Origin of the sequence: Paenibacillus sp. V4I7, from assembly GCF_030817275.1 — a bacterium.
GTDB lineage: Bacteria > Bacillota > Bacilli > Paenibacillales > NBRC-103111 > Paenibacillus_E.
The window spans coordinates 1,997,169-2,021,008 of record NZ_JAUSZD010000002.1 but is presented as its reverse complement, the minus strand read 5'-3'; the positions used below and the strand labels follow the sequence as shown (position 1 = coordinate 2,021,008).

The following is a 23,840-nucleotide window of genomic DNA, read 5'->3' as shown; positions in this document are numbered from 1 at the left end:
ATTTTATGAAGCACATACGGCTTTCCTTATAGAACCATATTTAGTGGACCTTTGACGCTAGATCAAAGTCTCACCACATTGAAAAAATATATGATTGACTTGTATGGGTTATTCTGAAAATCTAAAAAAACCTCTTACAGATTTCTGTAAGAGGTTGCGTCTATTGTTTATTCTGAGGCATAGGCTGATTGTTTTGCCATACATACGGGTAGCTGCGTATAGGTACGAAATAAGATTTATTCACGAGAATCTCTCGCAAATCCTGATCCGACTTCAAAGAGCTACCTAACGAATTGCTTTGGATTAGCAGCATAATGTCCATCGCATAATCAATCGCTACATCACCCGTTTGCTTGTTCACCAAATAGGTTATGAAATTTTTGCGATTGTAAACGGACTTGATCTCGGGAGATTTCATGCCAAGCTTATCAAAATCAATATAATCAAAAGCTTCATTAATAGCAATGCCCGGAGGCAGGTTACCATCATGCTTCACCTTATAATCATTGATCTTCTTCTGGACATCCTCCACACTTTGATAAGCAGATAAATCCATCAACTTAACCAATGGCTTTGTTTCCACATCGACCAGCACGTAGATAAAAATGCCGCCGCTTTCGAACGCGTTTGCCGGAACGGTGCTCAACAGATTGTTTTTTTTCAATTTGCCAAAATCGATCACATATTTCTCATAGAGAGGCGTTGTCATATCACTATTCTTGATCGGAAGAACGCCGTTCTTTTCGTGGTAGAGATCAACGGCCTGCTGAACTACGGTAATGAACTCAGCCGGGTTAATTTGATTCTCTTTACGCATTTCCTTAGGATAAGCACAGCCACTGAGCAGCAGGACTATACAAAGAGTGATCCCTATCCATCTACCCTGTAAAAGGTTTCGAGCTATTTTCACGACACAATCATCCTATCTTTTTTTCTAAAATAAATCGTCTTCCTCGGCCTGCCTCGCAAGTTGGGCACGTATGGCGGCCTTAAGAGGATCTTCTGGCACCGTTACCTGTACAGAGCCAATTACACGGGCCTGACAAGCAAGTCGAAAGCCCTCGTCAGCCTGGGTCCCAAGCTTTAACCGTTCATTCACATTCATAGGTGCAAGACCACTAGGATCACTAACCTTTACCTTACACATAAGGCAAGCCGCCTTGGCTCCGCAACGGGTACGGATGTGAACCTTAGCTTTACGCCCTGCATCGAGCAAGGTCGTTCCAGTTCGAACACTTATTTTTTTGTCATCGGGCCAAAAATGTACTTCTGATCCATTCATCGCGTCCACCTTCTGATAGGCTATCTCCCTGCTATTTGCTTGAATCTATCAACCGTTCCAGCTTCCGCTCAAACTCGCTTCCCCATCGGTTTCTTTGCATTAAATCGCTTAGCGCCTGCATATGCAGTTCTGGAAAAGCTTTCATGGTTTTCGCAATAGCCTCAAAGCGATCAGGACGATTACGAAGTAAATTAAAGAGGAGTTCATGGGCTAACGGCATCATTCTAACTTCATGCTCGTCGATCGTGACCGAATGGCTATGATTTTCCCAAAGATACGAAGCTTCCACCTGGTAAGAAGAATGCAGGGCATTAACCCTGAAATCACCTACGACTTCCACAGCATTTCCATTGATCAAATAATGACTAAGGATTGAAGCATAAATCGGGGTTTTACTATGAATCGGCACATCCACCGAATAATCTAATAAAGAAGCATGTACAGCAGTTACATCGTTATCATCTACATAGATATCCAGATCTCTTGGACTTCTTCCAATATCTACGTTTTGTAAAAGCAGTCCGCAGCTTCCACCGATGAGCCATCGTACGTCTGGAACTTGCAATAAATGTGTATGGATGGTTATAATCGTTGGTAGTAACGGCTCCAGCAGGACCAAGATGCCCACACCTTTCAGGCAAAAATTTTAGAAATAAGGTTTATGCGTAACGGAAATATGGCCGGATTGCTTCACTACACACTGGCATGCTAATCGATAGCCCTGCTCGATCTCCTCAGGCTCCAAACGACTCTCTTCTTCATCCGAAGGCAATGACAACAGTTCTCGGCCTGAAGCTACATAACAACGGCATCTAGCGCAAGTGCCCCGTGTACATGAAAATCCCCAATCCAAATCTTCTTTGAGCGCGTGGTCCAGAATCGTTAATCCGGTAACCGACTCTATCGTTTTCTGCGTTTTGCGTGTTTTCAATTCTAACATCGATATCTCGCCTCCAGGTTGCTAAAACAAAGATAGCAGCATGTAAAGTAAAATCGGGATAAATAGGAAAAAAGCAATCACAGATAACACAACACGAAGAACTCCTTTGGTTCGAGTTCTTGCGTAAGAAATTAATAATGACGCGACTACCATGAGTCCGATCGCCACGAATGATGCCCACATTTTGTCTAAACTTGACATAATCTTAACTCCTTATGTATGAAACATTCAACTTGATCACCAGTAAGTATAGCATAGGATGAGAAAAAAAGCATAAAGGGGAACGATCTCCCCTTCATGCTTTTTATTTCTTGCCCATCATCATGTTCATTAATTGCTGCATATTGTTGGAATCCAGTTTACTGCTTTTAACTGCCTGAATGATATCATTGATGGTTTCTTCTGATACCTTCACGTTCACTAAACCAGAAACTTGTTTGATGAGTTGGCGAAGTTGAGCTTCACTTTGCAGGGTAGAAGGTTTCACACCACTGGCTAGCTTCTCAATATCTTTAGATGTAACGGATTTACCCGTTTTCTTTTTCACCACATTTAATACGTCTTTCGAGATATCCTTATTCGACAAATGTGCCGCCTCCCTATACCTTGGATGACTGGGTCTTCTAAGGTATAGTATGAATGCGGATAGGATGTGGTGTAGGCTACTTCAATACATTTGTTGCTGAGCCGCCAGCTACCTCTTCAATCTCATGGGTTCTGACGCGCCCCATCAAATCTTGTGCAGCTAGCTGAGGCGACTTCCCCTCGAAGAGAACGTTATGTAACTCATCTGTAATCGGCATGGTTACGTCAAATCTCCGGGACAACTCATAGGCAGCTTTCGTTGTCTTCACGCCTTCTACGACCATCCCCATCTCTTCAAGAACCTCGTTCAGGGGGATACCATTGGCTAATTTATTGCCGGCACGCCAATTCCTGCTATGCTGACTCGTACAAGTCACGATCAGATCGCCTATCCCTGCTAAGCCGGAAAATGTAAGCGGGTTGGCTCCCATTGCCGTGCCTAGTCGAGCAATCTCGGCTAAACCTCTCGTCATTAGAGCAGCCTTTGCATTATCACCAAAGCCTAAGCCATCGGTCAGACCTGCGCCTAGCGCAATAATATTCTTAAGTGCCCCTCCAACCTCAACACCGGCAACATCCGGATTCGTATAGACACGGAAGTAGGAATTAATCAGCAAATCCTGCGCGGCTTCAGCCGCTTCCAAGTCTTGGGCGGCGACTACGACAGTCGTCGGACACTTGCGAATAACTTCCTCGGCATGACTTGGACCAGAAAGGACGACGAGCCGCTTCGCGTCCATTTCTGGAAGCTCATCGGCAAGAACCTCGGTCATACGCTTTAGCGTGCCCGTTTCAAAGCCTTTGGTCGCATGAACCACTACAGTATCCTTCTTCAAGAAAGGACGCATCCGTGACGCTACTTCGCGCATGCCAGATGAAGGTACGACCATAATAATCGCATCTGCATCCTCTACCGCTTCCTGCAGCGAGTTTGTCGCTACGATTAGCGGCGATAGCTCTACATCTGGAAGAAAGCGGCTGTTACGATGCTTCTCATTTATTTCTATAACCTGATCCTCATTACGAGACCATAAAAGCACTTGCTTCCCATTATCCGCCAGTACCGAGGCAAGTGCCGTCCCCCAACTTCCAGCTACTAGGACCGATACTTTGTTTGACAAGGTTACCCCTCCTAAAAGATTTCGAAGAAAACTTACTTCGTAAGCATTGCTGAGTTTTGCTTTAGCAAAACTGGCATCGTAAGCATTACAGAGTTTTCTTAGAAAACTTGCATCGTGAGATTAGCTAAGCCCTTTTCTGACCCAACTTATTTTCTTTACCCTGAATGAGCTTCACAATATTCGTACGATGACGCATAAAGGCAAACGCACACAACAAAATGCTAATCCACAGAATTGGCAACGGTCGGTCCATCCCCCAAATAAGAAAAGGTAAAAGTGCAGTTAGAATAAGGGAGCCGAGCGATACGAATCTGGTGACCGCAATGATGACGATAGCTGTTAAACCAGCAATTAACGTTGGAATGAAGCAAAGCGTGGCCATAACGCCGATGGTGGTTGCGATACCTTTACCACCTCGGAAGCCGAAGTAAACGGGCCAATTATGTCCGACGATGGCTGCTAATCCACTTAATACACGAATCCAGATGTCATCGGGTCCGGGAGCTGCCCATGTTCCAATCCACACGGCAGCAACTCCCTTCAAGGCATCAAGCATGAGAACTAAGATGGCAGGTCCCTTACCCAGAACACGGAGTGTATTTGTCGCCCCCGCATTGCCACTCCCGTGTTTGCGTATATCAATACCTTTGAACCATTTTCCGAATAAATAACTAAAGCTTATGGAGCCTAATAAATAACCCGCTACAATTGTTATTATCGAAAGCAATGCACAACATCTCCTATTCTTTGTCCGATGATTTCCTGCGGCTTAAGATACGAATCGGGGTTCCTTCAAATCCGAAGGCAGCACGAATCTTGTTATCCAAGTACCGCTCATATGAAAAGTGCATGAGCTCAGGCTCATTCACGAAGAGCACAAAGACAGGAGGCTTAACCGCAACTTGTGTCACATAGTTAATACGCAGGCGTTTACCTTTATCCGTTGGAGGCGGGTTGTAGGCTACTGCATCCGAAACAACGTCATTAAGAAGATGTGTCTGTACCCGTAAGGCATGATTCTCAGCAACTTGAACAATAACAGGCAACAGCTTGTGCAAGCGCTGTGTCGTTTTGGCTGAAACAAACGCAATTGGAGCATAGCTTAAAAACAAGAAGTGATCACGAATAGTTTGTGTAAAATGCTGCATCGTCTTATCGTCTTTATCCACGATATCCCATTTATTTACGACAATGACAATCGCTTTTCCTGCTTCATGCGCATAACCGGCAATATGCTTGTCCTGTTCGATAATGCCATCTTGTCCGTCGATGACGACGAGTACAACATCCGCACGTTCGATTGCCTTCATGGCCCGCATGACACTATATTTCTCTGTATTTTCGTATACTTTGCCTCTTTTACGCATACCAGCTGTATCAATTATGACAAATTTCTGTCCATCCCTTTCAAATGGCGTATCGATCGCATCGCGCGTCGTACCAGCTACTTCACTAACGATGACCCGCTCTTCTCCCAGAATGGCATTTGTCATCGAAGATTTACCGACATTCGGGCGACCGATCAAGGCAAATTTCACGACTTCCTCGCCGTATTCATCCTCTTTTTTGTCAGGGAAAAGTGCACACACGGCCTCAAGCAAATCCCCGATTCCGATACCGTGAGAGCCCGAGATTCCGATTGGATCACCAAACCCCAGAGAGTAAAATTCATAAATATCATCTTGTCGCGCGAGGTTATCTACTTTATTAACAGCAAGTACGATTGGCTTTTTGGAGCGGAATAGCAATTGAGCAACTTCTTCATCCGAAGGTGTTACACCGGCTTTGGCATCCACCATGAAAATAATGACATCTGCTTCTTCAATGGCAAGCTCCGCTTGAATACGAACAGATTTGAGGATTGCATCCTCCCCTTCAATTTCAATACCGCCTGTATCAATGACACTGAATGCGGTATTGAGCCATTCTCCTACGCCATATAATCGATCACGTGTAACACCTGGTTTATCTTCCACAATCGCAAGACGATCGCCTACGATCCGATTGAAAATGGTGGACTTGCCGACATTTGGTCGGCCAACAATTGCAAGTACAGGTCTAGCCACTACTCATTCACTCCTTCGAATTCCATGATCAGCCATGGAAAAATACGCAACTTACATCATAACAAAAAAGACACAACTTGGCTAATCTCATTTGAGACTCCATAAGAAAACATGCGGGCACACCAGCTATTTCAGGTATGCTTGACCAAAATCATCGTGCCATTTTTCAAATCGTGAGCATTAGCATCCAATATCTTTTCTAGAGAGAAAGAAACCTTTTGAAGCTCATCTTCCTTATCCACAACGAAGATTGGAGCCCCTCCACCTATTCGTTCCTTCGTCAAGGTTACAATCGCAAGGATTTTCGACATCCTGATTTAGGCCTCCTTCTTTTTGTTTACACCCGCTTCAGACGGCATACGAACAGCACTTTCCAACACGGGCACCCGATGAAGAGCAATATACGTTTTCTCTACATCTTTCTCCTGCAGGAGGAGCAGTATGGCTAATGTGCCTGAATTCATATCCAGCTTAGCCATCGGACGCAATGAAGGCTCTCCTTCATCTCGGTAAGCACCAAACAAGGTTGAAATATCATGAAGAATAGCTTGTCTTTGGCCTAAATGAGCTAACGTTACGCGGGCATTGCGATTTTTGGGTTTAATTAAGAATCCTAGCCCGTGTTCAAGTATTTTGTCACGGCTGTCTGCGAGTCCAACGTTCATCATATAAACTGAGCCGACGAACAGATCCGGTCCATCCATACGAATATCGACAGGTTCGATGTCTGCAATTTTCGCAAGTTTGTTACCTGATTTAAAAAAGTTAGCAATCCAGATGGACAAAATCCCTGCAAGGATCCCCCAATACCATGCAAACAAGATACTGAAAAAAGAAGCAAGAAATGCAGAGAAAATAACAAGATAATTTCTTCCCTCGAACACCATCGCTATCCCTTCAATATATGCCGCTCCTCTTGGAACTAACTCTAATTCATCAACCTTGGATAGACTTTGTCTTTCCATATTGCGCACATCGCGAAACTGTTGAGCGGCTAGCGATAAGAAGGTGACGGCCGTATAATTTTTGTCCAGTAAAGCAGGGACAGCCACGGCACCTAGTCCTGCTGCGATAACACCAAGGGAAATATGAATAATCTTACCATGAGGATAAGTCGGATATTGCCTGTAGTCCGTTCTTAGCATATTCAGACGTGCCAGAATGCCAAAAATAACCCCCACGATGATACCTATCGTATAACGGTGCGAATAGAACCAATCCATTACTTCTTCCAGCCTCCTCTTCGGTCCATCCAGCTGCGAATGAGACTTCGGCAGCCGTTATAAGCGGATTGAAGGATGATGGTCATCGTCCTTGCCGCAAAAACAGATAGCCACCATTGGTCTTGAAAAGTCGCCTTACCGACATGATGGTAGCCATCTACTGGATGAATTCCCGCTTGATACATATCTCCTAGTAAGTAGCCAATCGATAGTGCTGCGATCTGCTCCCATGCACTGCGCTGTAAAACGAGAGCTACAACGGCAAGTAATAAAGCCGTATCCCATTCCGAGTTACGAATGATAAGTATGGGGTCCATCTCAAGCAGCTGCTGCAACAAGAAATGAAGGGAACCTAATAAGAGGCCGATGGAAAGTAAATGAAGCTTATGTATGAATCCTTTTGTCTTATAGAGAATACCCAGAACGATGAGCAGAACCCAGACATAAACGAGCCCCACTTGAACATGCTGGATTGTTACGGTTATCCTGGAAAAGACAATCCACGAGACAAAAAAAAGAAGCATGCCCTTGTGCGATATACTTCTGATGTACAGTTCTTTCCATCCGCTAGCGAATAAGATCAACGTGATACAAAGGAGAATTAAAGACAAATAACCGGAGTTCATAATCGGACCACCCTACCATGCAAGACGATCAAGTGACAAAATGCCACCAACCTGCCTGCGGATCTTCAGGGCTTCCACTCCAACTTGACGAGGGAAGCACTGCCTGATCTTTAGTATGGCAATATTTCAATTATTTACTCCGACTGGCTCTTTCTGCATATGAAGTTAAGTGAATACCTCTAGCCCGGCACCATTCTGCCGTTTCGCCCATAATAACAACTGGACAATTTCCCAATGCCTGAATCGTATTAGCGCCTAGCGCTGTCATAATAAGAATAAGACCTTGATGAAGCTCATCAGCAAAATGATGCAGCGCATCGACTCCCTCGCTGCGCAAAACCCTCAAGAATGCGCCAGCCATGCCTACCGCTGAAGCACCAAGGGTTAACGCTTTGGCAGCTTCCAAAGCGTTCGTAATACCGCCAGAGGCAATAACCCCGCCTCGCGGATAAACCGAGAGTGCCTCTAACAAAGCGATGCTGGTTGGAGTACCCCAATCGTTCAACCACTCCAAAGCCGCTGAACGTCTGGCATTCTCAATGGCAGCAAAATTCGTGCCGCCAGAGCCGCCGACATCCAAAAAGCGGACGCCGATGTCCTTCAGCTGCTTGGCGTTATCCTTCAGGATTCCAAAGCCAACTTCCTTCACAATGACGGGTACCTGTACTTGCCGAACAATAGCCTCAATGCGGCCCAACATGCCCACAAAGCTGCGATCTCCTTCCGGCATAATGAGCTCTTGCATAACATTCAAATGAATTTGAAGCGCATTCGCTTCAATCATATCGATGGCGCGGATCGCTTGTTCGGTGGTTGCCTCGCTGCCCAAATTCGCGAACACGATCCCTTTGGGATTTTCGCGGCGAACGACTTGATAGCTCGAGGCAACTTCACTGTTTTTAATTGCTGACATCTGGGAACCAACGGCCATTGCCATGCCCTTTTCCCTTGCCAATATGGCCAATTCGCGATTAATGCTTTCCGTCTCCTGAGCGCCGCCCGTCATGGCATTAATTAAAATCGGCGAACTCATAATGAGATCGCCGATTTCCGTAGTTAATGCTATTTGATCCGTCGAAGTCTCAGGTAGACAGTTATGCACAAGCTTGATATCCGACAGCCCTTGCTGCCGAGATTGGCCAAGCTCCAGCGCGTAATGGACATGCTCCATTTTGCGTGAGATGCGCATTCTTATGGTCCCCCTAAACGTCGTATCATTTACTTTTTGAATTTGGAAAGTTTATCGCCAAAACGCTCGCCAAGTGTCATGGACAGACCTTGATTGCTCAAGGACACGTTCTCATTACCAGCAATCTCTTTTTGGTGACTTGCGCTGTTTCCGCGGTCACGATCGCCTCTTGGTTGTCTTTCTCTGTCTGGTTTAGAAGCAGATGGAGCCGCTGCACCAGCCGGAGCTTCTGGAGCTTCCTCTGTATCTTTAATGCTTAAGCTAACGCGTTTCTCAGCCGTATTGATTTCTAAGATTTTCACTTGAACTTCTTGGCCTTCTTTCAATACTTCATGCGGAGTACCGATGTGACGGTGAGCAATTTGGGAAATATGCACAAGTCCTTCAACACCAGGAGCCACTTCAACGAATGCGCCGAAAGCTGCAAGACGTTTTACTGTACCTGTTACGATATCGCCAGCTTTGAACTCACGTTCAACATTGGACCAAGGGCCTTCTTGAGTTGCTTTGATGCTCAAGCTGATTTTATCGTTGGAAGGATCAAGCTTAAGGATTTGCACCTTCACTTTGTCGCCTTCTTTGACTACATCGGAAGCTTGTTCTACATGGTGCCAAGCTAGCTCAGAGATATGCACAAGACCGTCGATGCCACCGATATCAATAAACGCACCGAATTGAGTCAAGCGTTGAACAGTACCCTCTAGTACTTGACCCACTTGAAGGCCTTCGATGATTTTCTTTTTGTTAGCTTCGAATTCTTCATCTAGAACATCTTTTTGAGACAGGATCACTTTGTTTTTCTCGCGGTCGATTTCTTTTACACGAAGACGCAATGTGCGGCCTTTGTAAGAAGAGAAATCTTCAACGAATTGACGCTCAACCATGGAAGCCGGTACGAATCCACGTACGCCGATATCCACAACTAGTCCGCCTTTTACAACTTCAGATACAGTAGCTTCAATGATTTCTTTGCTATCCAACTGACCTTGCAGTGACTCCCATACTTTGCTGTTGTCAACAACACGTTTGGAAAGAACCAATGTTTCTTTCGCATCATTGATTGAAACAACTTTCAATTCAACTTCTTGTCCAAGCAGTGTTGCTTCTGCATCGGTAGAAAGTTCACGAACTGGGATAACACCATCGTATTTGTAACCGATATCCACGAAGGCTTGATCTGCGTCTACCTTAACGATTTTGCCTTTAACGGTAGCGCCTTTCTTCAGCACAGCAACGTTGTTAAGCGCGTGCTCAGCTTCTGCTTGCGATACGGCTGTTTCTTGTGTTTCTTGTACTTCTTGCGTTTGATCTTCAACTTTTACTTCATCTGACATGGGATTACCCTCCTCTAATTACAACCAACAAAAAATAATTTATAAGTCACAAAGCAGTATTGTAAGCTTCTACTCTGTTTCAAACAAAACAATAACTACCATTCGCTTTAAAGATAGTATAATTCCAAGCTTTCGATTCCATACATTCTTGTTAAGCTTTGCTATTAGCAGTATGTAATCGGCGAATTTCTTGCATAATAGCTTCCGTTGCCTGCTCCAAATCCTCGGAGCTTGCACCTGCATATGCACTTAGGTCAATCGGTTTTCCATACACAATCGTCATGCGGCGGAATAAGGAATAATTGCCTATAATAGCCACAGGAACGACGGCAGCTCCAGATTTCAGTGCAAGACTGGCTGCGCCCTTCTTGCCCATCCCCCCGGCGTTGTTCCGCGATCCTTCTGGGAAAACACCCAACATGTTACCATCGCGAAGCAATTGTACCGCAAGTCTGATCGATTCTCTGCTCACGCCACCGCGTTTGACAGGGAAAGCACCGACTTTAGAAATGATGGAACCCAACACAGGGATATCAAACAGCTCGGCCTTCGCCATGAAATGAACCATACGTTTAAGCGGAGTTCCTAACAATGGCGGATCCAACAGACTGGTATGATTACCACAAAGCACAACCGCTCCATGTGTAGGGACATTCTCCATACCTAAGGCCCGCAGGCGGAAAAACAAAGTAAACATAAAACGAAATAAGGCCCTGCCGATGCGATAAAGCATCTTATTTGCCACCTCCGACTTTGTCTTTGCAAAGCCCAAGGATTTCGTCCACAACTTCCTCGATGGTCATTGAAGTACTGTCCATTAAAACAGCATCATGAGCTCGTCTAAGCGGTGAAATCTCTCTATCCTGATCCAGTTGATCGCGACGAGCGATGTCCTGCTCCAGTTCGGAGAGTGTTAGGGTGCAAGTCCCGCTGTTTTGCATCTCTTTGAATCGACGCTCTGCTCTTTCCTTTACGCTAGCTGTCAGAAAAACTTTGATTTCAGCGTCTGGCATAACATGAGTACCGATGTCGCGGCCATCCATGACTACGCCTTTGGATATAGCCATTTGCTTCTGAAGTGTGACCAGGAGCTGGCGTATAGCTCCATAGCTAGCGATTTGGGAGACATGATCCGTTATGGCTGTCGTACGGATTTCTTTGGTCACATCGACGCCATCTACGATAACCTGTTGTCCTTCTTCGCGAGGAATGAGCTCAATCTGCATGCGATTCGCCAAGGCAGCCACTTCTTGTTCTTGATCAGGTAGCAGCCCCTCTTGCTGTACTTTCCACGTTACTGCCCGATACATGGCTCCTGTGTCCACATAAACGAAACCAAGTGCCCCAGCAACTAGCCGCGCAATGGTACTTTTACCGGCTCCAGCAGGACCATCTATGGCAATATTGAACTTTTCCAAGCTGCTGTTCCTCCTAACAATACCTCACAGTACCTTACGAACAAAAAAGCAGGCACTGCCTGCTAATTAATTGAAATTATAGCACATTAAAAAGGCATATGCAAAACTTAGACGCATATTGGATTACGTTTAGATATGCCTAAGAGCGCTCTCCCTTCCCATTTTGCGGCCATACATAGGGCTTTCCCTCTAGTGGTTCAACACGGGTAAAATGCTTACGTATGTAGGGAATTTGAAGCATCGCTTGAACACATATAAGTAAAACGAAAAATACGAGCGTTGTCCGAATGATCACCTTTTCTACCTTCGCAGAAAAGAGGACAAACAGCTGCTCGTATGACTTTTGCTCCTGATCCCTTGACATGAGATGCCCCACCTGCTCACATTGACATATTGCTTGGTAGTATGCCCATGCAGGTGAAATCTCATGCTTACTTGCAGAGAGACTTTTGACTATGTCAAAAGATCCCTATATTATCTTTTACGGAAATCCATTTGTCGCTCAAAGCAAAAGCGAATTAATTTCTGACGTTCACGATCGGATATATCAATAAATCTAATCATTGCCAATTGTTTGCCAGTCTCGAGCTGTTTAACGCGAACAACCTCGCCAGTAAAAGGAATATGTTCAATATTTCCATTCTTGTAGGGCGCAAGTACCCAACATGAAATATTGGCATTCATTCCGATTGGGATATGTCCGTCACAGATAAATGAAATCCCACCACCGCCGACATCTTCTGTCACGCCAATGAATTGAATTTGATCTGACAATTTAACGGCAATTTCAAGTTCAGCCAAAACCCTTAGAAAACTTCTGCGTTGAACTTGCGTAATGGCTTCGGTCTCTGGTTTACGCAGTTCCACTAAGCGAATCACATCTTCTCTGAAACCTGTAACCGAAGTTGTGAAATAGTGCTTTACGCCACCTTGACCTAAATAGAATGTGCTTAATTCATCACCTTGATAAAGCTTCTTGAGTCGGCCTGTTTTCTCATTCAGCGGGATCTCCACGGCAATCACGCTATCCGTTACGTCAGCTATTCTCGATTTGTACTCAATTTTGGACTCTTCATCGTCGATGCTATTCACTTGCATATGTAATATCTGGTTGACTTTAGGAAGCAATTTCTGCACCTCCGAGACGTAATATGTCTTAATTATACCAATGACCTATTAATTATGATAGCAAAAAAAAGAAGCTAGGATTGAACCCGCTTCTTCTCTATGATTATTTCTTTGCTTCAGCTGCTGCTTCTGCCTGTTCAGGGCGAATGGTCTCTATTTTCTCTTCCATCCCATTTTCACTATTCATATAAATACGATAAATATTATTGTTCATCTTCCCGATAAATTCATGGCAAAGCACTTCTTCGTCTAATTCATTTTTGATAATCGCCAAAGACTCGCCAGTCAATTCCATTTTCGGGCTAAGCTGCTTACGTGCTTCGGCTGCCGTCATTTTGGGCTGACCAACCGTCCGCTGTTTCTGACCAAATATATAGTCTGTTGCCTGTACGCCAATGACTTCAAGAGTGTCTAAAGCTACTTTAACACTCACTTGCTGAGGATAAATCGTAACATCCTTTTCTCGCTTAGCGAAAATAATGTTAGCGATATTTTGATATTGATCATAGCTAACTGCGCTCATATCTTTATATTCATGTTGATCTAAAAACTCATTAGCAATATCTCGCGCGTGTCTAAGATCAAACTTAGATTCCTTTACGGTTCGTGGCTTCATAAAATAAATGAGCTGACCGCCTTTTTTTGTGAAATCCATCTGAATATCATTTTCACTGTCTTTTCCGCCTGGAACCACAACGCTAAAGCTTTGATATTCTGTCGCACTGCTACCATTCTCAACTACTTTCATAGTGGTTGTATCACTCTGTCCCAGAAATTGCGCAGCTTTTTGCTTAATTTGATCAGCCGTCATGTCATTCCCGGACAAAACGCTAACATCATTTTTAGAAAAAATGCTTAAATTTCCAGGTCCCCAGTTTAGCTCCTCATAGGCTCCAACTTTTTTGTCAACGGTAGAAAAGCCATCAATGATCGCATTATCATGTGTTTCCTTTTCAGAAGCTAGGGCGACCTCGACGTCCATCCATCGCAAGTTTTTGGACAAAACCTTCTCCTGAACACTGCGTATTTCCTTCGTTATCTCGGAGGAATGATCGTAAAGAGCGTTCAACGTTTTTATTTCTTGCTCATTTAGAGGCTGCTTCGTCATGTCACGTACGGACATTCGGTATGAGAAATTAGCCATATTAGCTAAGAAATCTTCCGTTTTGTTGAATGGCAGCAGTGTTAGCGGGAGCTGCGTAATATCGCTTTGCGCTTGGCTCGTTAGCCGCCATACATTCACCAGACCTTTTCGGTAAGATGGCTCTGAAGTTGCGTTAACAGCCAACGTATTCCCTAGCTCTGTATGAAGCTTATCCACATGGAAAGAAAGATCATGGAACGCACGTTGATATTGATTCTCTGCTTTGATCAAAATCGTATTCTTCTCCTGGTGTTCCAAGTATCCCCACACTGAAGCACCAATCAAGGCAATCAAGAGGAATGGAAACATGACTATACTTAGTCTTTTATACACGCGACTGCTCCTTTCGTACCCAAACTTGCGCTTAGTTTTTACGTGGGGAGACAGGTTTATACAAGATTGACAACAAAAAGAGGCCAATTCTTAAAAGAATGGCCTCACGCTAATCTTCGGTCTCTACTTCAAAGTCTTGCTCATTGCTGCAAATGCACTGACGGAATCCCGTTTCAATTTTCCCTTTTTCTTTCTTGCCTTTCAGCACAAACTTTTCACCGCATAACCGGCAGCGGATCTTTACTTTGACTCTTGTCGTGGACATGTACACCCTCCCGGTAGTTCCGGGCTTACAGCCAGGAATCGCCATCTATACAGTCCATTATGACCTATTTTAACTCATTTTAATCTTCTCATCTGCTGTCGCGATGCGTAGTGGGGAATGAGCATTGGCATGATCAACCCGCCAAATCGTGCGAATCCAGAGAAAAGTCATGACTGGAATCATGATCCAAACCCAGTTCGTTTTGAACAAAAGCAAAATATAATCAAACAATCCATGCCACAAAATAGGCAGCAGCAAAGATATCCATAGATACCTCTGCGCTTTGTGTGGAATGAATTTCGCTTTTCCCAAATAGTAACCCATCATGACACCAAACAAAGCATGCGCTGAAACAGGCAGCAGAGCGCGCATCATCAGCGCAGAGAAAGACGACGCATTAAGGAAAGCATAGATAATATTTTCCAATGTCGCATAACCTAAGCTTACGGCCACTGCATACACAATTCCGTCATACGGTTCATCAAAGGCTTCATGCCTAAAGATCAAATGATAAAGGATGAACCATTTCAGAAACTCTTCAATGCCACCAGATAGGAAAAAGGCCGAGATAAACGTTCCCTTTCCAAACTCTTCAATCAACGCATTCTGCAGTACCATCGTAGGGTATACAAGCAGAACACCGAACAAGAACATTCGAATAACTAAATGAATCGGTTCCGTTTCGTATCGGTCCTTCAAATAAAAGTACGTTAGCAATGAGAGACCTGGTGCTATGGCTGCCATAATAATCGGCAGAATTTGCAAATGCAGCTCCCCCTTTTCGTTCAATACCATGTAGAACCCCGAAGCAATTCCATGCGTAATATGAACATTATAGCATTTTCAAATGACTTTTCTATGTCTTATTCGGTGAACAACGCACGATCATTATGGAAAATGAGTGGGATATTCCCTGTTGTACCATTTCGATTCTTCTTCAAAACAAGCGATATAGACTGCTGTTGATCCTCTTCTGTTTCATTAGGCTGCATAATCATAACCACATCCGCTGAAGCTTGCACATTATCAGGCACGTTATCCTGGCCAAGCTCTAAAGCAGTAGCAGCGATAATAGGGCAATTCCATTCTCTAGACCATTGTTTAAGAGTATAAGCGATAGCAGCCTGCTGTTGCTCCCAAGTTAGCGGTGTTACTCCTTTAGCAGCAGGAATTCGCTGCAAATGATCAATGAAAATCACGGGCTCTTTTCCAACAACAACCGCAATCCGTTCAATGGAAGCGGCTACTTGATCGAGCGTTGTATCCATCGTACACTCAAGCATCCAAAGCATTTTACTTATTTTTACGTACTGCTTGTTAGCTTCAGCTACCTGTTCAGGCTCAACTTTACCCCCGAGTACTTTCTGTGGAGCTATTCCAATAATCCTTGCAATGCTGCGTGCCCATAGTTCGAAATTCGTCATATCCCATGACACAAAAATGACCGGATTCTGCTGAAAAGCAAGTTCATCAGCTATTTGTTTAAGCAGCATGCTCTTGCCAATGGAGCCTGAACCTGCAAGTAAATACAAGCCATTTCCAAACCCGCCGAAAAGTAAATGATCCAGCTTAGCAAAGCCAGTGCGGATACTAGCGACTTGACCGCGGAACCGTTTCATATATTCTTCTAAATAAACGGTGCTATTTTTGACATCTGGAGCTACAGGAGCTATTCTTGTTTCCTCTACGGTTTGATTCACAAGTGCAAGAAAAGTCTCAACCGGATTCTGAGCTCTAATGAACAAATCGTTAATATCCCGAATGGTTTCGGGCAAATTAATGATAAATGTCTCATTACCCTGTTCCCTTAATAAGGCTTCTATACGTGTAGAATCCCTTCTTCCGGCCTCATCATTCCCCATGCAAATATAAACCCTTTTACCAGCAAATAATGACATATGTTGTTCTTTAAACATACCGTTATCAGGTACACAAACAGCTGGCATCTTGGCCTGAGTTAACGTTAGGACATCGAAAATTCCATTGCAAAGAACAACTTCATCTGAATCTACAAGTGCTGAATAATTAAATAGATACTGATCTAAACCATACAAGGGTTTATATTTCGGTTCTCTATTGTCTATCGAACGTCCGATTAAGTCAACAATTTCGCCGTCGTAGTTCCGAATAGGAACAATAACTCTATGCTCGAAGTAATCACCTAGCTGATTCTGATTAACATAGAATCCTATCTTGCCAATTTCAAAGCCGATACAATACTGTATAACCGTTTCTTCCGTTATCCCTCTTTTTTGCAAATAAAAATAAGCCTCCTCGCGGAGCTGTTTTTGGTAATAGGCCAATAACCCGTCCAAATCAACAGCAGCCAGAGTAGGCGCCAGTCGTTTGCGATCTATGCTAGTCATCTAGGTTTCCCCCATTATCTCTTCGCTACGTTAATAAATGATCACGATTAACTAACAAAACAAGCATCCACAAAAACAAACGTTTTTGAAAATGCTTGTTTCATTCTACATCAAAAAGTAAGGAAGATGACCTTATTTGAAATGACGGCAGAGTACCTTAACTGCATCATCTGCAATGATTGTCTTCCCATACTCTTCAAGCACAGCTTGTGTAACGGAAGCGGCTTCGCCGAATTCAGATAAGACAGCAATTAACGCCTGGTATTTCGTTTCTTCGAGGTCAACAGGCTCGAGTTGTAAAATATATTTCCCTTTGTATGAATAAAGGGTACCGCCTTCCATGAGAAGGGGATTAATTACTTTGGATACACGCACCAGGTCTTCAAAATCACGGAAAGCATAGGAGACTAAATCGCTTTGTTCAAGCGTGACTTCCATTTCATACACTTCTTCAGCTTCGTGATCGTCATATGCATCTGAGTTTGCATACAAATCAAGCTTGCCTCTGGTTACAATAACAACCATTCCTTGTGCCGGAAGTGCAAACACCTCAACAGCAAGCGGGCCGGACGGGTCAAATCCGAGCTCCGAATAGGCTTGATCCATCATTTCACTAAATAATTCGTGTACTTTGGGGATTTCTCTCCACATGTCGTCCTTTTGAATACCGCGTTCAGTTAAGTCATCGAATGTTAGGAAAATCCGTATCTTATCCTGACTTAAGCGTTCTATTTTCATGATAGGATCCTCCTTTGAGCCTTCCGACTGGAAAGCTTGCATCGAAAGCATGGTCATCTTATTAAAACAGAATATGATAAAAAAAGAAAAAGGTGAACCTTGAGAACGAAAATGGACATGCATCTTGCTTTCGTTTTCACCTATCATGTTAACATTAATTGCGTGCAATTGCACGCGCAAGTTATGTATAAAAAGAAAAGCACAGCCGGCACCTTGGGTAGGCCAGACTGTGCTTAATACTTATGTTCATTGGATAGTCGATGTACTTTCTTTATTTTCACGCATGATTTCATTGACAGTTGCTTTCAAATGAGGATCTTCTTTCACAATTTTCTCAACTTGATTCAGGCTATTCGAGTTCGAAGTCGAGAAACTTTTGGCTGTTGAATCTTGAAATGATTTGTTCACAAACGAGTCCTTTGCTTTATCAACCACTTTACCCATCGATTCACTGGACGAGCTGAATGCTGAGAACAACATTGATTTACTTTTACGATTAAGATATATAACCGCCGCCGCACCGGCAATACCGCCGAGCATAAATGTACCTATCTTCATTGGGTCTCCCTCCATGTAAAGTAGTATGAATCCTTCATAGGTTGTGCGAGTTTCTAAGAGGACATACGTTAAGACAAGAGGAAAACAAAGGAGATATGTTATTTGAGAATTGTGGTACTATAGGAAATGACCTAAAGTATAAAGACCTGAGGAGAACGAAGGATAATGAACAAAAAAGCCAGTGTACTAATGATGAGTGTCATGATCTTATTAGCTGCCTGCAGTGCGAACCAAACCAAAGTAAGTCCAATCGCAACAACGAGCTCTACACCGGTAACTGTCGCTTCAATTACACCGAGTCCTGCACCTTCAGCAACACCCGTTCCGACTTCCGTACCAACAGCGTCAACACCAGCTCCAGAAGTCGTCAAAAAAGAATATCATATGAACAAAAACTATGATATTGTACCAAACGATCCAAATGGAAATAAAAAAATCGTTCTTTTAACCTTTGATGACGGTCCTAAGGAACAAGCCATGAATCAGGCATTAATCGACATTCTAAAAAAACATAATGCCAAGGCAATCTTCTTCTTGAATGGATATCGAATCAAACAAAAGCCCGAACTTGTCAAACTCATTCATAACAGCGGTAATCCCATTGGTAACCATGCCTGGGATCACGAAAACTTGAAAAGCATGACGAATGAAAAGATAGACCAACAAGTTGATGATGTCCAAAAAATTGTAAAAGAACTAACAGGACAATCGCCTCAATTTTTCCGACCTCCTTTTGGTTCGGGCAATGATTATTTGAAAGCTAAAGTGAAAGACAATAAAATGCTTTATATGACATGGTCCAACGGTTCGTTAGATTGGGATATGACCAATAAAAATAACGATTCTGGTAAAGTGATCGAAAATGTGATGAAGCAATTGCATAGCGGTAGTAATATTTTGATGCACGAGTTGCCTTGGACAGTGAAAGCCTTAGACACACTGCTTACCCAACTTGAGGAACAAGGATATTCTTTCGTAGATCCGAATGCCATTGAACTTGAAATGAAATGATAAAAGAGCCTTGCATTACCACACTTCAGGTGTCGGTGCTGCAGGGCTCTAGTTTTTTAATAACTAATATTCACTGTTCTTGTACTTTCCTCATAGGTCACTTTCGCTCCAAGAGTCTCAGAAAGCAGCCGCACCGGAATCATCGTTGTTTCATGAATGAGTTTAGCAGCGGATTCTGTCGTATGCTCTACACCATTCAAACTATACGCATTTCGGCTCGTATAAAAGATAATCGTTTTGTCTTTCTTTTTGTAAATAGCAGCTTTCTGGTTATCGTCCCATTCAACTGCTGCACCTAGTGCCGCGGCCAGGTCTCTAATGTAAAGATACGAAGTCCCCTCTTGAATGTATGGCTTTTGCTTCATTGGATACGGGATTGAATCAAGTAGATACTTGTCCTCACTTAATCCAAATGAAACCAAGTGATTGCGGTTTAGTCCGAAATTAGCCATTTGCAGCGTGTAAGCAACAGCATCCTTATGAAGTTTAAGGACACCAACACCAACCCGAGGTTCCGTGCGGAATGTCCATTCTTTCGAATAAGGTCTTGTACTTCCATCTTCCATGATTGCTGTCAATTTGATTTTGGCTTTATAGGTTGTGTCTAATTCCAGTGGTTTAGAAGGCATCACGATGACTTCAGTTTCCAAATGATCATCATTTCCCGGCTCGTTCTTCAGTAGTGGTACGGAGTTACCTTTCTCGTCTTTTAGCTCCGTCTCATCCAAGCTCACCTTCTTGACTCCAGGCCCGTTTAAGGAAGCCATGATCGGATAACCAACCGGATATACGGTCCCTGCATGTAAGCGGACAGGATCCGGGGTCTCATGACCATCAAAAAGAGTTGGAACATACACATCATTACTTCCAGGAGAAACGACTAGTTCTGGTGCAATTCCGTCCGAAAAACCAAATTCGATCACATGATAATCGCCATCTCTAAATACACCGATTTCAACGAGTCCTGGCACCATGAATGGTGAACGATGATAGGGAGCATCAAACAGACTATCAATAGCTTCAACTAAGGTAACCCGATTATAAGCTACATCCTCACTGCTTGAACGCGAGTAGCCGATAAATTGTACCCGCTCTCTTAATGACTTGCCGATATAACCAGGCAGATCTGGGTCCTCATCATGCAAAGAAACAGACGTCCGAATAGGGTCGATTTTATTTCGGGATAAATACTCCGCATGCTTCTGGGCCGCTGTATTCAAAGCATCATTGAATTTGACTTTCGACAGCCCCAATTTAGCCCGATAATCATTGATCGCCTGAAGTCCATCCTCTTGCTCTTTGCTCGTTTCAGACGTTAACGAAACCGCACCTTTAATAACAGTAAATTTCCAACTAATTGTAATAGGTTGATAGCCACTGAAAGACAGTACTAAACGAGCATTATAGTTCCCAGGCAGTAAATCAGCCGTAGGACGATATACAAATTTAACGGAAACAGGATCGTAGCTAACATTTAATTCGCTATCGTTTAAATAAAAATGATAGCTCTCTGGCGTTATTCCTTCACTAAGCTCAAGCGTTACTCCAATGTCTGGTCGCAAGAGTCCAACATCGCCTTGCGGATAAGATAAAGTTCCATAAGACAGAGCATATGACGGTTTCGCTGACCAAAAGATACTTGAAAATAATACAACTATAATAGCAATTAATTTTACATTAAAAATCCAACTTGATGTGTGGTTCGCCAACATAATCGCTGCACCCTCCTGATAAAAAGAAACTGTGATGAGAAAACCTCTATCGAGGCCATTCAAAGATGAACGACCCGTTTAGATGTAGGTTTTATCGCCAATAAGAAAGCAGTTTTCGGGAACCGAAAACCTATACTTTCTTATGTGGTAAAAAATGAAAGAAACTATGAATCTATCATAGCTTCTCCACTTCTTTTACACAACTTAGGTTGATTGGTATATTTATTCGTCTACGAGTAGTATTTAATGCCCCAAACCGTTAAACTAACCACAAGAATAATGAATAACCACAGTAAAGTTAGATAGAATATACGCGTCCACTTTCCTCGTTCAGAGGGATGCACTGCATTACGCGGCGGTAAATACGTATCGTCTTCCTGTACCTCTATTGGCCTCCGATCAGACCGTAAAGGTGATCTTTCCCCAACACTCATGTGCCCTGTTCTTCCTCCTTGCTATATCGAAGTATGCAGCCCATTACAAAATCAATGATAAAATGAGCGATTATCGGAGTCCATAAACTCCCGGTTTGAATGTAAATCCATCCCAGACCATAGCTAATGCTGAAAACCATACCTGTCATTAACCAATGCTGCAAATACCGAATATGGATCGCTGCGAATAAGATACTAGTCCAATAAGGACCCCATGCATGCTGAATCGCACCTCGAAACAGGACTTCTTCACAAATCGCAACGATGAGAGAAATTAAAGCGATATGCCATACTGGTCGATTACCGAATAACATTTGATTAATTCCACCGTCGTCTGACACTTCCTTGGGCACCCATCTAGAAATCAAAACATCGATCCCGAGGACAAGTAGAGCAAACAAACTTCCCCATATGATTATCTTCCAGCCCCCATGAATGGTGAACATGGAAAGAATCTTATGATTGCTCTGAAAAAATAAGATGATAATACCGATAATAAGCGTAAGCAGTTGGGTTATGTAAAGATTAAGCAATAATGTCCAGTCATTCAATTCATTCACATCAACTTTTCCGAAGCGAATGTTCTTAAAATCGAATTTTTTCAAGGAAGCAGCCTCATTTCCTCACATATTCCCTTTTATAGCTATTTCCCCTATACTAAGTTAAAAGAAAAAGAGAGAATAAGGAGCTTTAATTATGGATAAACGTCTAACCCGCACTGATTATTTATTCGCCCTCATGTTTATCTTTATGCTTGTTTGTATACTTGGCGCCTTTTTCTACGGATTAAGAGTCGGCCAGGAGAAATCAGATCAAAAATACGATAAAATCTTACACGCCGACAAGGCTGTCGTTCAGGAAATTGGAGCCTACGACCAACAAGTACTCGTATCTTATTACCATACCATCTTTTTACCCTTTAGGGAATTTCAGAATAAATGGTTTGAGTTGATGAGTCAAATCGAACTAGGCAATTCTACAGTCGATGCCTCTGCCGTTCTTAAAGAGTTGTACAAGCTCGCTGATGAGAAGTACAATGAGCTGCAACAGAAGAGCATGCCGGCTTCATCGCCGCTGCTTGTGCAGTCTCACCAAGGTTATCTCAAAAGCCTGAAGCTTTTTGCCGACACGTTAAAAAGTTATCAGAACAAGGCCAACGGACTTACTAGCCCACAACTGCTCGATGGCATTCAGAAGGATGCCTACTTCCTGGAAGCGAAAACACAAGCGTTGACGGCTCAGAAAAATTATTTCGATTCCATCGTTGCTTGGAACGGAACGATCGATAACGATATTGAAAATTTCGACCCAAACAATAATGCCAATTTGGATCAATGGCGTGCGATGAACATTAACGTCAAAAATCATTACATAACAGCAAAATTACTTAAAAATAAAGCATTTGCTCCTTTTTACCCACAGGATTTGACGATACGTATTGATGAATTCATTGCCTCAGGTCAAGCTAAGAAAATGAACGTGAATGATGTCAATCAAACGATGGATCTGCTGCTAAGTACAAATGCTGTTCGTCCAGGAGACTTTGTCAAAGGGAAATCAAAGTGGTATGCCAACGAGCTGCTTCCACAGCTTCCATTTTTCTCAGATGTGAATTAAATGAAAAGCCGGGCGCAGATGCGCTCGGCTTTTCATTTAGTCATATTGGAAACCGCGAAGCATGGCGACCGCTGCCATCCCTCCATCTACATTAATGACCCGGTCAAATCCGTTATCAATCAAATACTCAGCAACGCGATAGCTGCGCACACCATGTGCACATACGAGATAAATATCCCGATCCTCTGGCAGTTCACCTAACCGATGAGGGATTTGCTGCATCGGTATAAGCTGTGCTTCTTCCAGATGATAATACTCCCACTCATGAAGTTCCCTTACGTCGATGATGATGCTATCTTTCAGTTCCTGTTGATTCAATGCTTCTAGGAATTTATTGGGATGAATACTCGTTATGTCGATGTCGGCACTTCCTTCCTTACTTGCTGCAAGAGCAATATCTATTTACGAGTACAATAGCGAAAATCAGGCTAAAATACAAGTAAAATAGCATTGCTTTCTAAGCGTCCTTGCTATAAAATAAACGAAAAGCTTTGGAAAATCAGTCGTTCAACTATCATTTATGACTTTCATGTGAAATTGATTCGACATGTATTGACACGATTTCAAACGCATGTTAATCTAATGAAAATTCTATATCACAGTACAGCGTTGACGGAGCCAAGCAAGTAAAGTAGCTTTCAGAGAACCGATGGTAGGTGCGAATCGGTAGCGAACATTTTGCGGAGCACTCCAGAGTTATTGCATTGAATGAAGTAGATGCAATCGGGATAGGAACACGTTACAGTTCCA

General features: G+C 43.2%; 30 protein-coding genes and 1 other annotated feature (1 of these 31 only partly in view). Of the genes, 2 read left to right on the top strand and 28 right to left on the bottom strand.

Annotation, left to right across the window (positions count from 1 at the left end):
• Positions 1-160 precede the first annotated feature (160 nt).
• From QFZ80_RS10375 to QFZ80_RS10255, 25 genes are all read right to left on the bottom strand, one after another.
• Positions 161-910 carry a hypothetical protein gene (locus tag QFZ80_RS10375; protein ID WP_307546930.1) on the bottom strand — a complete coding sequence of 250 codons (750 nt, stop codon included), beginning with the start codon at positions 908-910 and terminating at the stop codon, positions 161-163.
• Positions 911-934: 24 nt separating this feature from the next.
• A complete protein-coding gene (locus tag QFZ80_RS10370) occupies positions 935-1,282 on the bottom strand; it encodes a 2Fe-2S iron-sulfur cluster-binding protein (protein ID WP_307546932.1) in 348 nt (115 codons plus the stop codon).
• Positions 1,283-1,313: 31 nt separating this feature from the next.
• Positions 1,314-1,901, bottom strand: a complete 588-nt coding sequence (locus QFZ80_RS10365; RefSeq protein WP_307558734.1) for a nucleotidyltransferase family protein — start codon at positions 1,899-1,901, stop codon at positions 1,314-1,316.
• Positions 1,902-1,928: 27 nt separating this feature from the next.
• Entirely contained in the window at positions 1,929-2,222 is a 294-nt protein-coding gene (locus QFZ80_RS10360; RefSeq protein WP_307546936.1) for a 2Fe-2S iron-sulfur cluster-binding protein, read from the bottom strand.
• A 21-nt stretch (positions 2,223-2,243) separates the two neighbouring features.
• Positions 2,244-2,423: a DUF2768 family protein gene (locus tag QFZ80_RS10355; RefSeq protein WP_307546938.1), complete on the bottom strand. Its 180-nt coding sequence runs from the start codon at positions 2,421-2,423 to the stop codon at positions 2,244-2,246.
• Between the two features lie 103 nt (positions 2,424-2,526).
• Positions 2,527-2,808: a stage VI sporulation protein F gene (locus QFZ80_RS10350; protein ID WP_307546940.1), complete on the bottom strand. Its 282-nt coding sequence runs from the start codon at positions 2,806-2,808 to the stop codon at positions 2,527-2,529.
• Between the two features lie 76 nt (positions 2,809-2,884).
• Positions 2,885-3,928 (bottom strand): NAD(P)H-dependent glycerol-3-phosphate dehydrogenase, encoded by a 1,044-nt coding sequence (locus QFZ80_RS10345; RefSeq protein ID WP_307546942.1) that lies wholly within the window; start codon positions 3,926-3,928, stop codon positions 2,885-2,887.
• A gap of 124 nt (positions 3,929-4,052) precedes the next feature.
• On the bottom strand, positions 4,053-4,655 hold the full coding sequence (gene plsY / locus QFZ80_RS10340; protein WP_307546944.1) for a glycerol-3-phosphate 1-O-acyltransferase PlsY: 603 nt from the start codon (positions 4,653-4,655) through the stop codon (positions 4,053-4,055).
• 13 nt (positions 4,656-4,668) lie between these two features.
• Positions 4,669-5,994 (bottom strand): ribosome biogenesis GTPase Der, encoded by a 1,326-nt coding sequence (gene der, locus QFZ80_RS10335; RefSeq protein WP_307546946.1) that lies wholly within the window; start codon positions 5,992-5,994, stop codon positions 4,669-4,671.
• A gap of 131 nt (positions 5,995-6,125) precedes the next feature.
• Positions 6,126-6,305, bottom strand: a complete 180-nt coding sequence (locus tag QFZ80_RS10330) for a capping complex subunit for YIEGIA (RefSeq protein ID WP_307546948.1) — start codon at positions 6,303-6,305, stop codon at positions 6,126-6,128.
• Between the two features lie 6 nt (positions 6,306-6,311).
• On the bottom strand, positions 6,312-7,217 hold the full coding sequence (locus QFZ80_RS10325; RefSeq protein ID WP_307558732.1) for a YIEGIA family protein: 906 nt from the start codon (positions 7,215-7,217) through the stop codon (positions 6,312-6,314).
• Positions 7,217-7,843, bottom strand: a complete 627-nt coding sequence (locus tag QFZ80_RS10320) for a YphA family membrane protein (protein ID WP_307546952.1) — start codon at positions 7,841-7,843, stop codon at positions 7,217-7,219. The genes QFZ80_RS10325 and QFZ80_RS10320 overlap by 1 nt, the downstream gene beginning before the upstream one ends.
• A 130-nt stretch (positions 7,844-7,973) precedes the next feature.
• Entirely contained in the window at positions 7,974-9,032 is a 1,059-nt protein-coding gene (fni, locus tag QFZ80_RS10315) for a type 2 isopentenyl-diphosphate Delta-isomerase (RefSeq protein ID WP_307558730.1), read from the bottom strand.
• Between the two features lie 29 nt (positions 9,033-9,061).
• Positions 9,062-10,366, bottom strand: coding sequence for a 30S ribosomal protein S1 (gene rpsA, locus QFZ80_RS10310; protein ID WP_307546956.1), 1,305 nt, complete (start codon positions 10,364-10,366; stop codon positions 9,062-9,064).
• Positions 10,367-10,517: 151 nt separating this feature from the next.
• Complete coding sequence (locus tag QFZ80_RS10305) at positions 10,518-11,099, bottom strand: lysophospholipid acyltransferase family protein (protein ID WP_307546958.1); 582 nt, start codon at positions 11,097-11,099, stop codon at positions 10,518-10,520.
• A 1-nt stretch (position 11,100) separates the two neighbouring features.
• Positions 11,101-11,784 (bottom strand): (d)CMP kinase, encoded by a 684-nt coding sequence (cmk, locus tag QFZ80_RS10300; protein WP_171643404.1) that lies wholly within the window; start codon positions 11,782-11,784, stop codon positions 11,101-11,103.
• A gap of 139 nt (positions 11,785-11,923) precedes the next feature.
• Positions 11,924-12,148: a hypothetical protein gene (locus tag QFZ80_RS10295; protein ID WP_307546960.1), complete on the bottom strand. Its 225-nt coding sequence runs from the start codon at positions 12,146-12,148 to the stop codon at positions 11,924-11,926.
• Between the two features lie 110 nt (positions 12,149-12,258).
• The gene (locus QFZ80_RS10290; RefSeq protein WP_307546962.1) at positions 12,259-12,921 is read right to left on the bottom strand and encodes a flagellar brake protein; all 663 of its coding nucleotides are present in this window, start codon (positions 12,919-12,921) and stop codon (positions 12,259-12,261) included.
• A gap of 94 nt (positions 12,922-13,015) precedes the next feature.
• On the bottom strand, positions 13,016-14,389 hold the full coding sequence (ypeB, locus tag QFZ80_RS10285; protein ID WP_307546964.1) for a germination protein YpeB: 1,374 nt from the start codon (positions 14,387-14,389) through the stop codon (positions 13,016-13,018).
• Between the two features lie 109 nt (positions 14,390-14,498).
• The gene (locus QFZ80_RS10280) at positions 14,499-14,654 is read right to left on the bottom strand and encodes a hypothetical protein (protein ID WP_162257309.1); all 156 of its coding nucleotides are present in this window, start codon (positions 14,652-14,654) and stop codon (positions 14,499-14,501) included.
• A 69-nt stretch (positions 14,655-14,723) separates the two neighbouring features.
• A complete protein-coding gene (gene prsW / locus QFZ80_RS10275; RefSeq protein WP_373460392.1) occupies positions 14,724-15,419 on the bottom strand; it encodes a glutamic-type intramembrane protease PrsW in 696 nt (231 codons plus the stop codon).
• Positions 15,420-15,517: 98 nt separating this feature from the next.
• Entirely contained in the window at positions 15,518-17,020 is a 1,503-nt protein-coding gene (locus tag QFZ80_RS10270) for a DnaB-like helicase C-terminal domain-containing protein (protein ID WP_307546967.1), read from the bottom strand.
• A 132-nt stretch (positions 17,021-17,152) separates the two neighbouring features.
• Entirely contained in the window at positions 17,153-17,758 is a 606-nt protein-coding gene (locus QFZ80_RS10265; RefSeq protein WP_029192986.1) for a genetic competence negative regulator, read from the bottom strand.
• A gap of 246 nt (positions 17,759-18,004) precedes the next feature.
• Positions 18,005-18,316, bottom strand: coding sequence for a hypothetical protein (locus QFZ80_RS10260; protein ID WP_307546968.1), 312 nt, complete (start codon positions 18,314-18,316; stop codon positions 18,005-18,007).
• A gap of 131 nt (positions 18,317-18,447) precedes the next feature.
• Positions 18,448-18,687: a hypothetical protein gene (locus QFZ80_RS10255; RefSeq protein ID WP_307546969.1), complete on the bottom strand. Its 240-nt coding sequence runs from the start codon at positions 18,685-18,687 to the stop codon at positions 18,448-18,450.
• A 13-nt stretch (positions 18,688-18,700) separates the two neighbouring features.
• On the opposite strand from QFZ80_RS10255, the gene QFZ80_RS10250 reads away from it, so the two are divergent.
• Positions 18,701-19,327 carry a polysaccharide deacetylase family protein gene (locus QFZ80_RS10250; RefSeq protein WP_307546970.1) on the top strand — a complete coding sequence of 209 codons (627 nt, stop codon included), beginning with the start codon at positions 18,701-18,703 and terminating at the stop codon, positions 19,325-19,327.
• Between the two features lie 56 nt (positions 19,328-19,383).
• On the opposite strand, the gene QFZ80_RS10245 is transcribed toward QFZ80_RS10250, so the two are convergent.
• Together QFZ80_RS10245 and QFZ80_RS10240 are read right to left on the bottom strand one after the other, a co-directional pair.
• Positions 19,384-21,039, bottom strand: coding sequence for a stalk domain-containing protein (locus QFZ80_RS10245; protein ID WP_307558727.1), 1,656 nt, complete (start codon positions 21,037-21,039; stop codon positions 19,384-19,386).
• A gap of 430 nt (positions 21,040-21,469) precedes the next feature.
• Positions 21,470-22,078, bottom strand: coding sequence for a CPBP family intramembrane glutamic endopeptidase (locus QFZ80_RS10240; protein ID WP_307558725.1), 609 nt, complete (start codon positions 22,076-22,078; stop codon positions 21,470-21,472).
• Between the two features lie 91 nt (positions 22,079-22,169).
• Here QFZ80_RS10240 and QFZ80_RS10235 point away from each other — a divergent pair, with 91 nt between their 5' ends.
• Positions 22,170-23,090: a hypothetical protein gene (locus QFZ80_RS10235; RefSeq protein ID WP_307546974.1), complete on the top strand. Its 921-nt coding sequence runs from the start codon at positions 22,170-22,172 to the stop codon at positions 23,088-23,090.
• 36 nt (positions 23,091-23,126) lie between these two features.
• Here QFZ80_RS10235 and QFZ80_RS10230 read toward each other — a convergent pair whose 3' ends face one another.
• The gene (locus QFZ80_RS10230) at positions 23,127-23,408 is read right to left on the bottom strand and encodes a rhodanese-like domain-containing protein (RefSeq protein ID WP_373460047.1); all 282 of its coding nucleotides are present in this window, start codon (positions 23,406-23,408) and stop codon (positions 23,127-23,129) included.
• A gap of 282 nt (positions 23,409-23,690) precedes the next feature.
• Positions 23,691-23,840: a binding site (T-box leader), on the top strand (it continues 82 nt past the right edge of the window).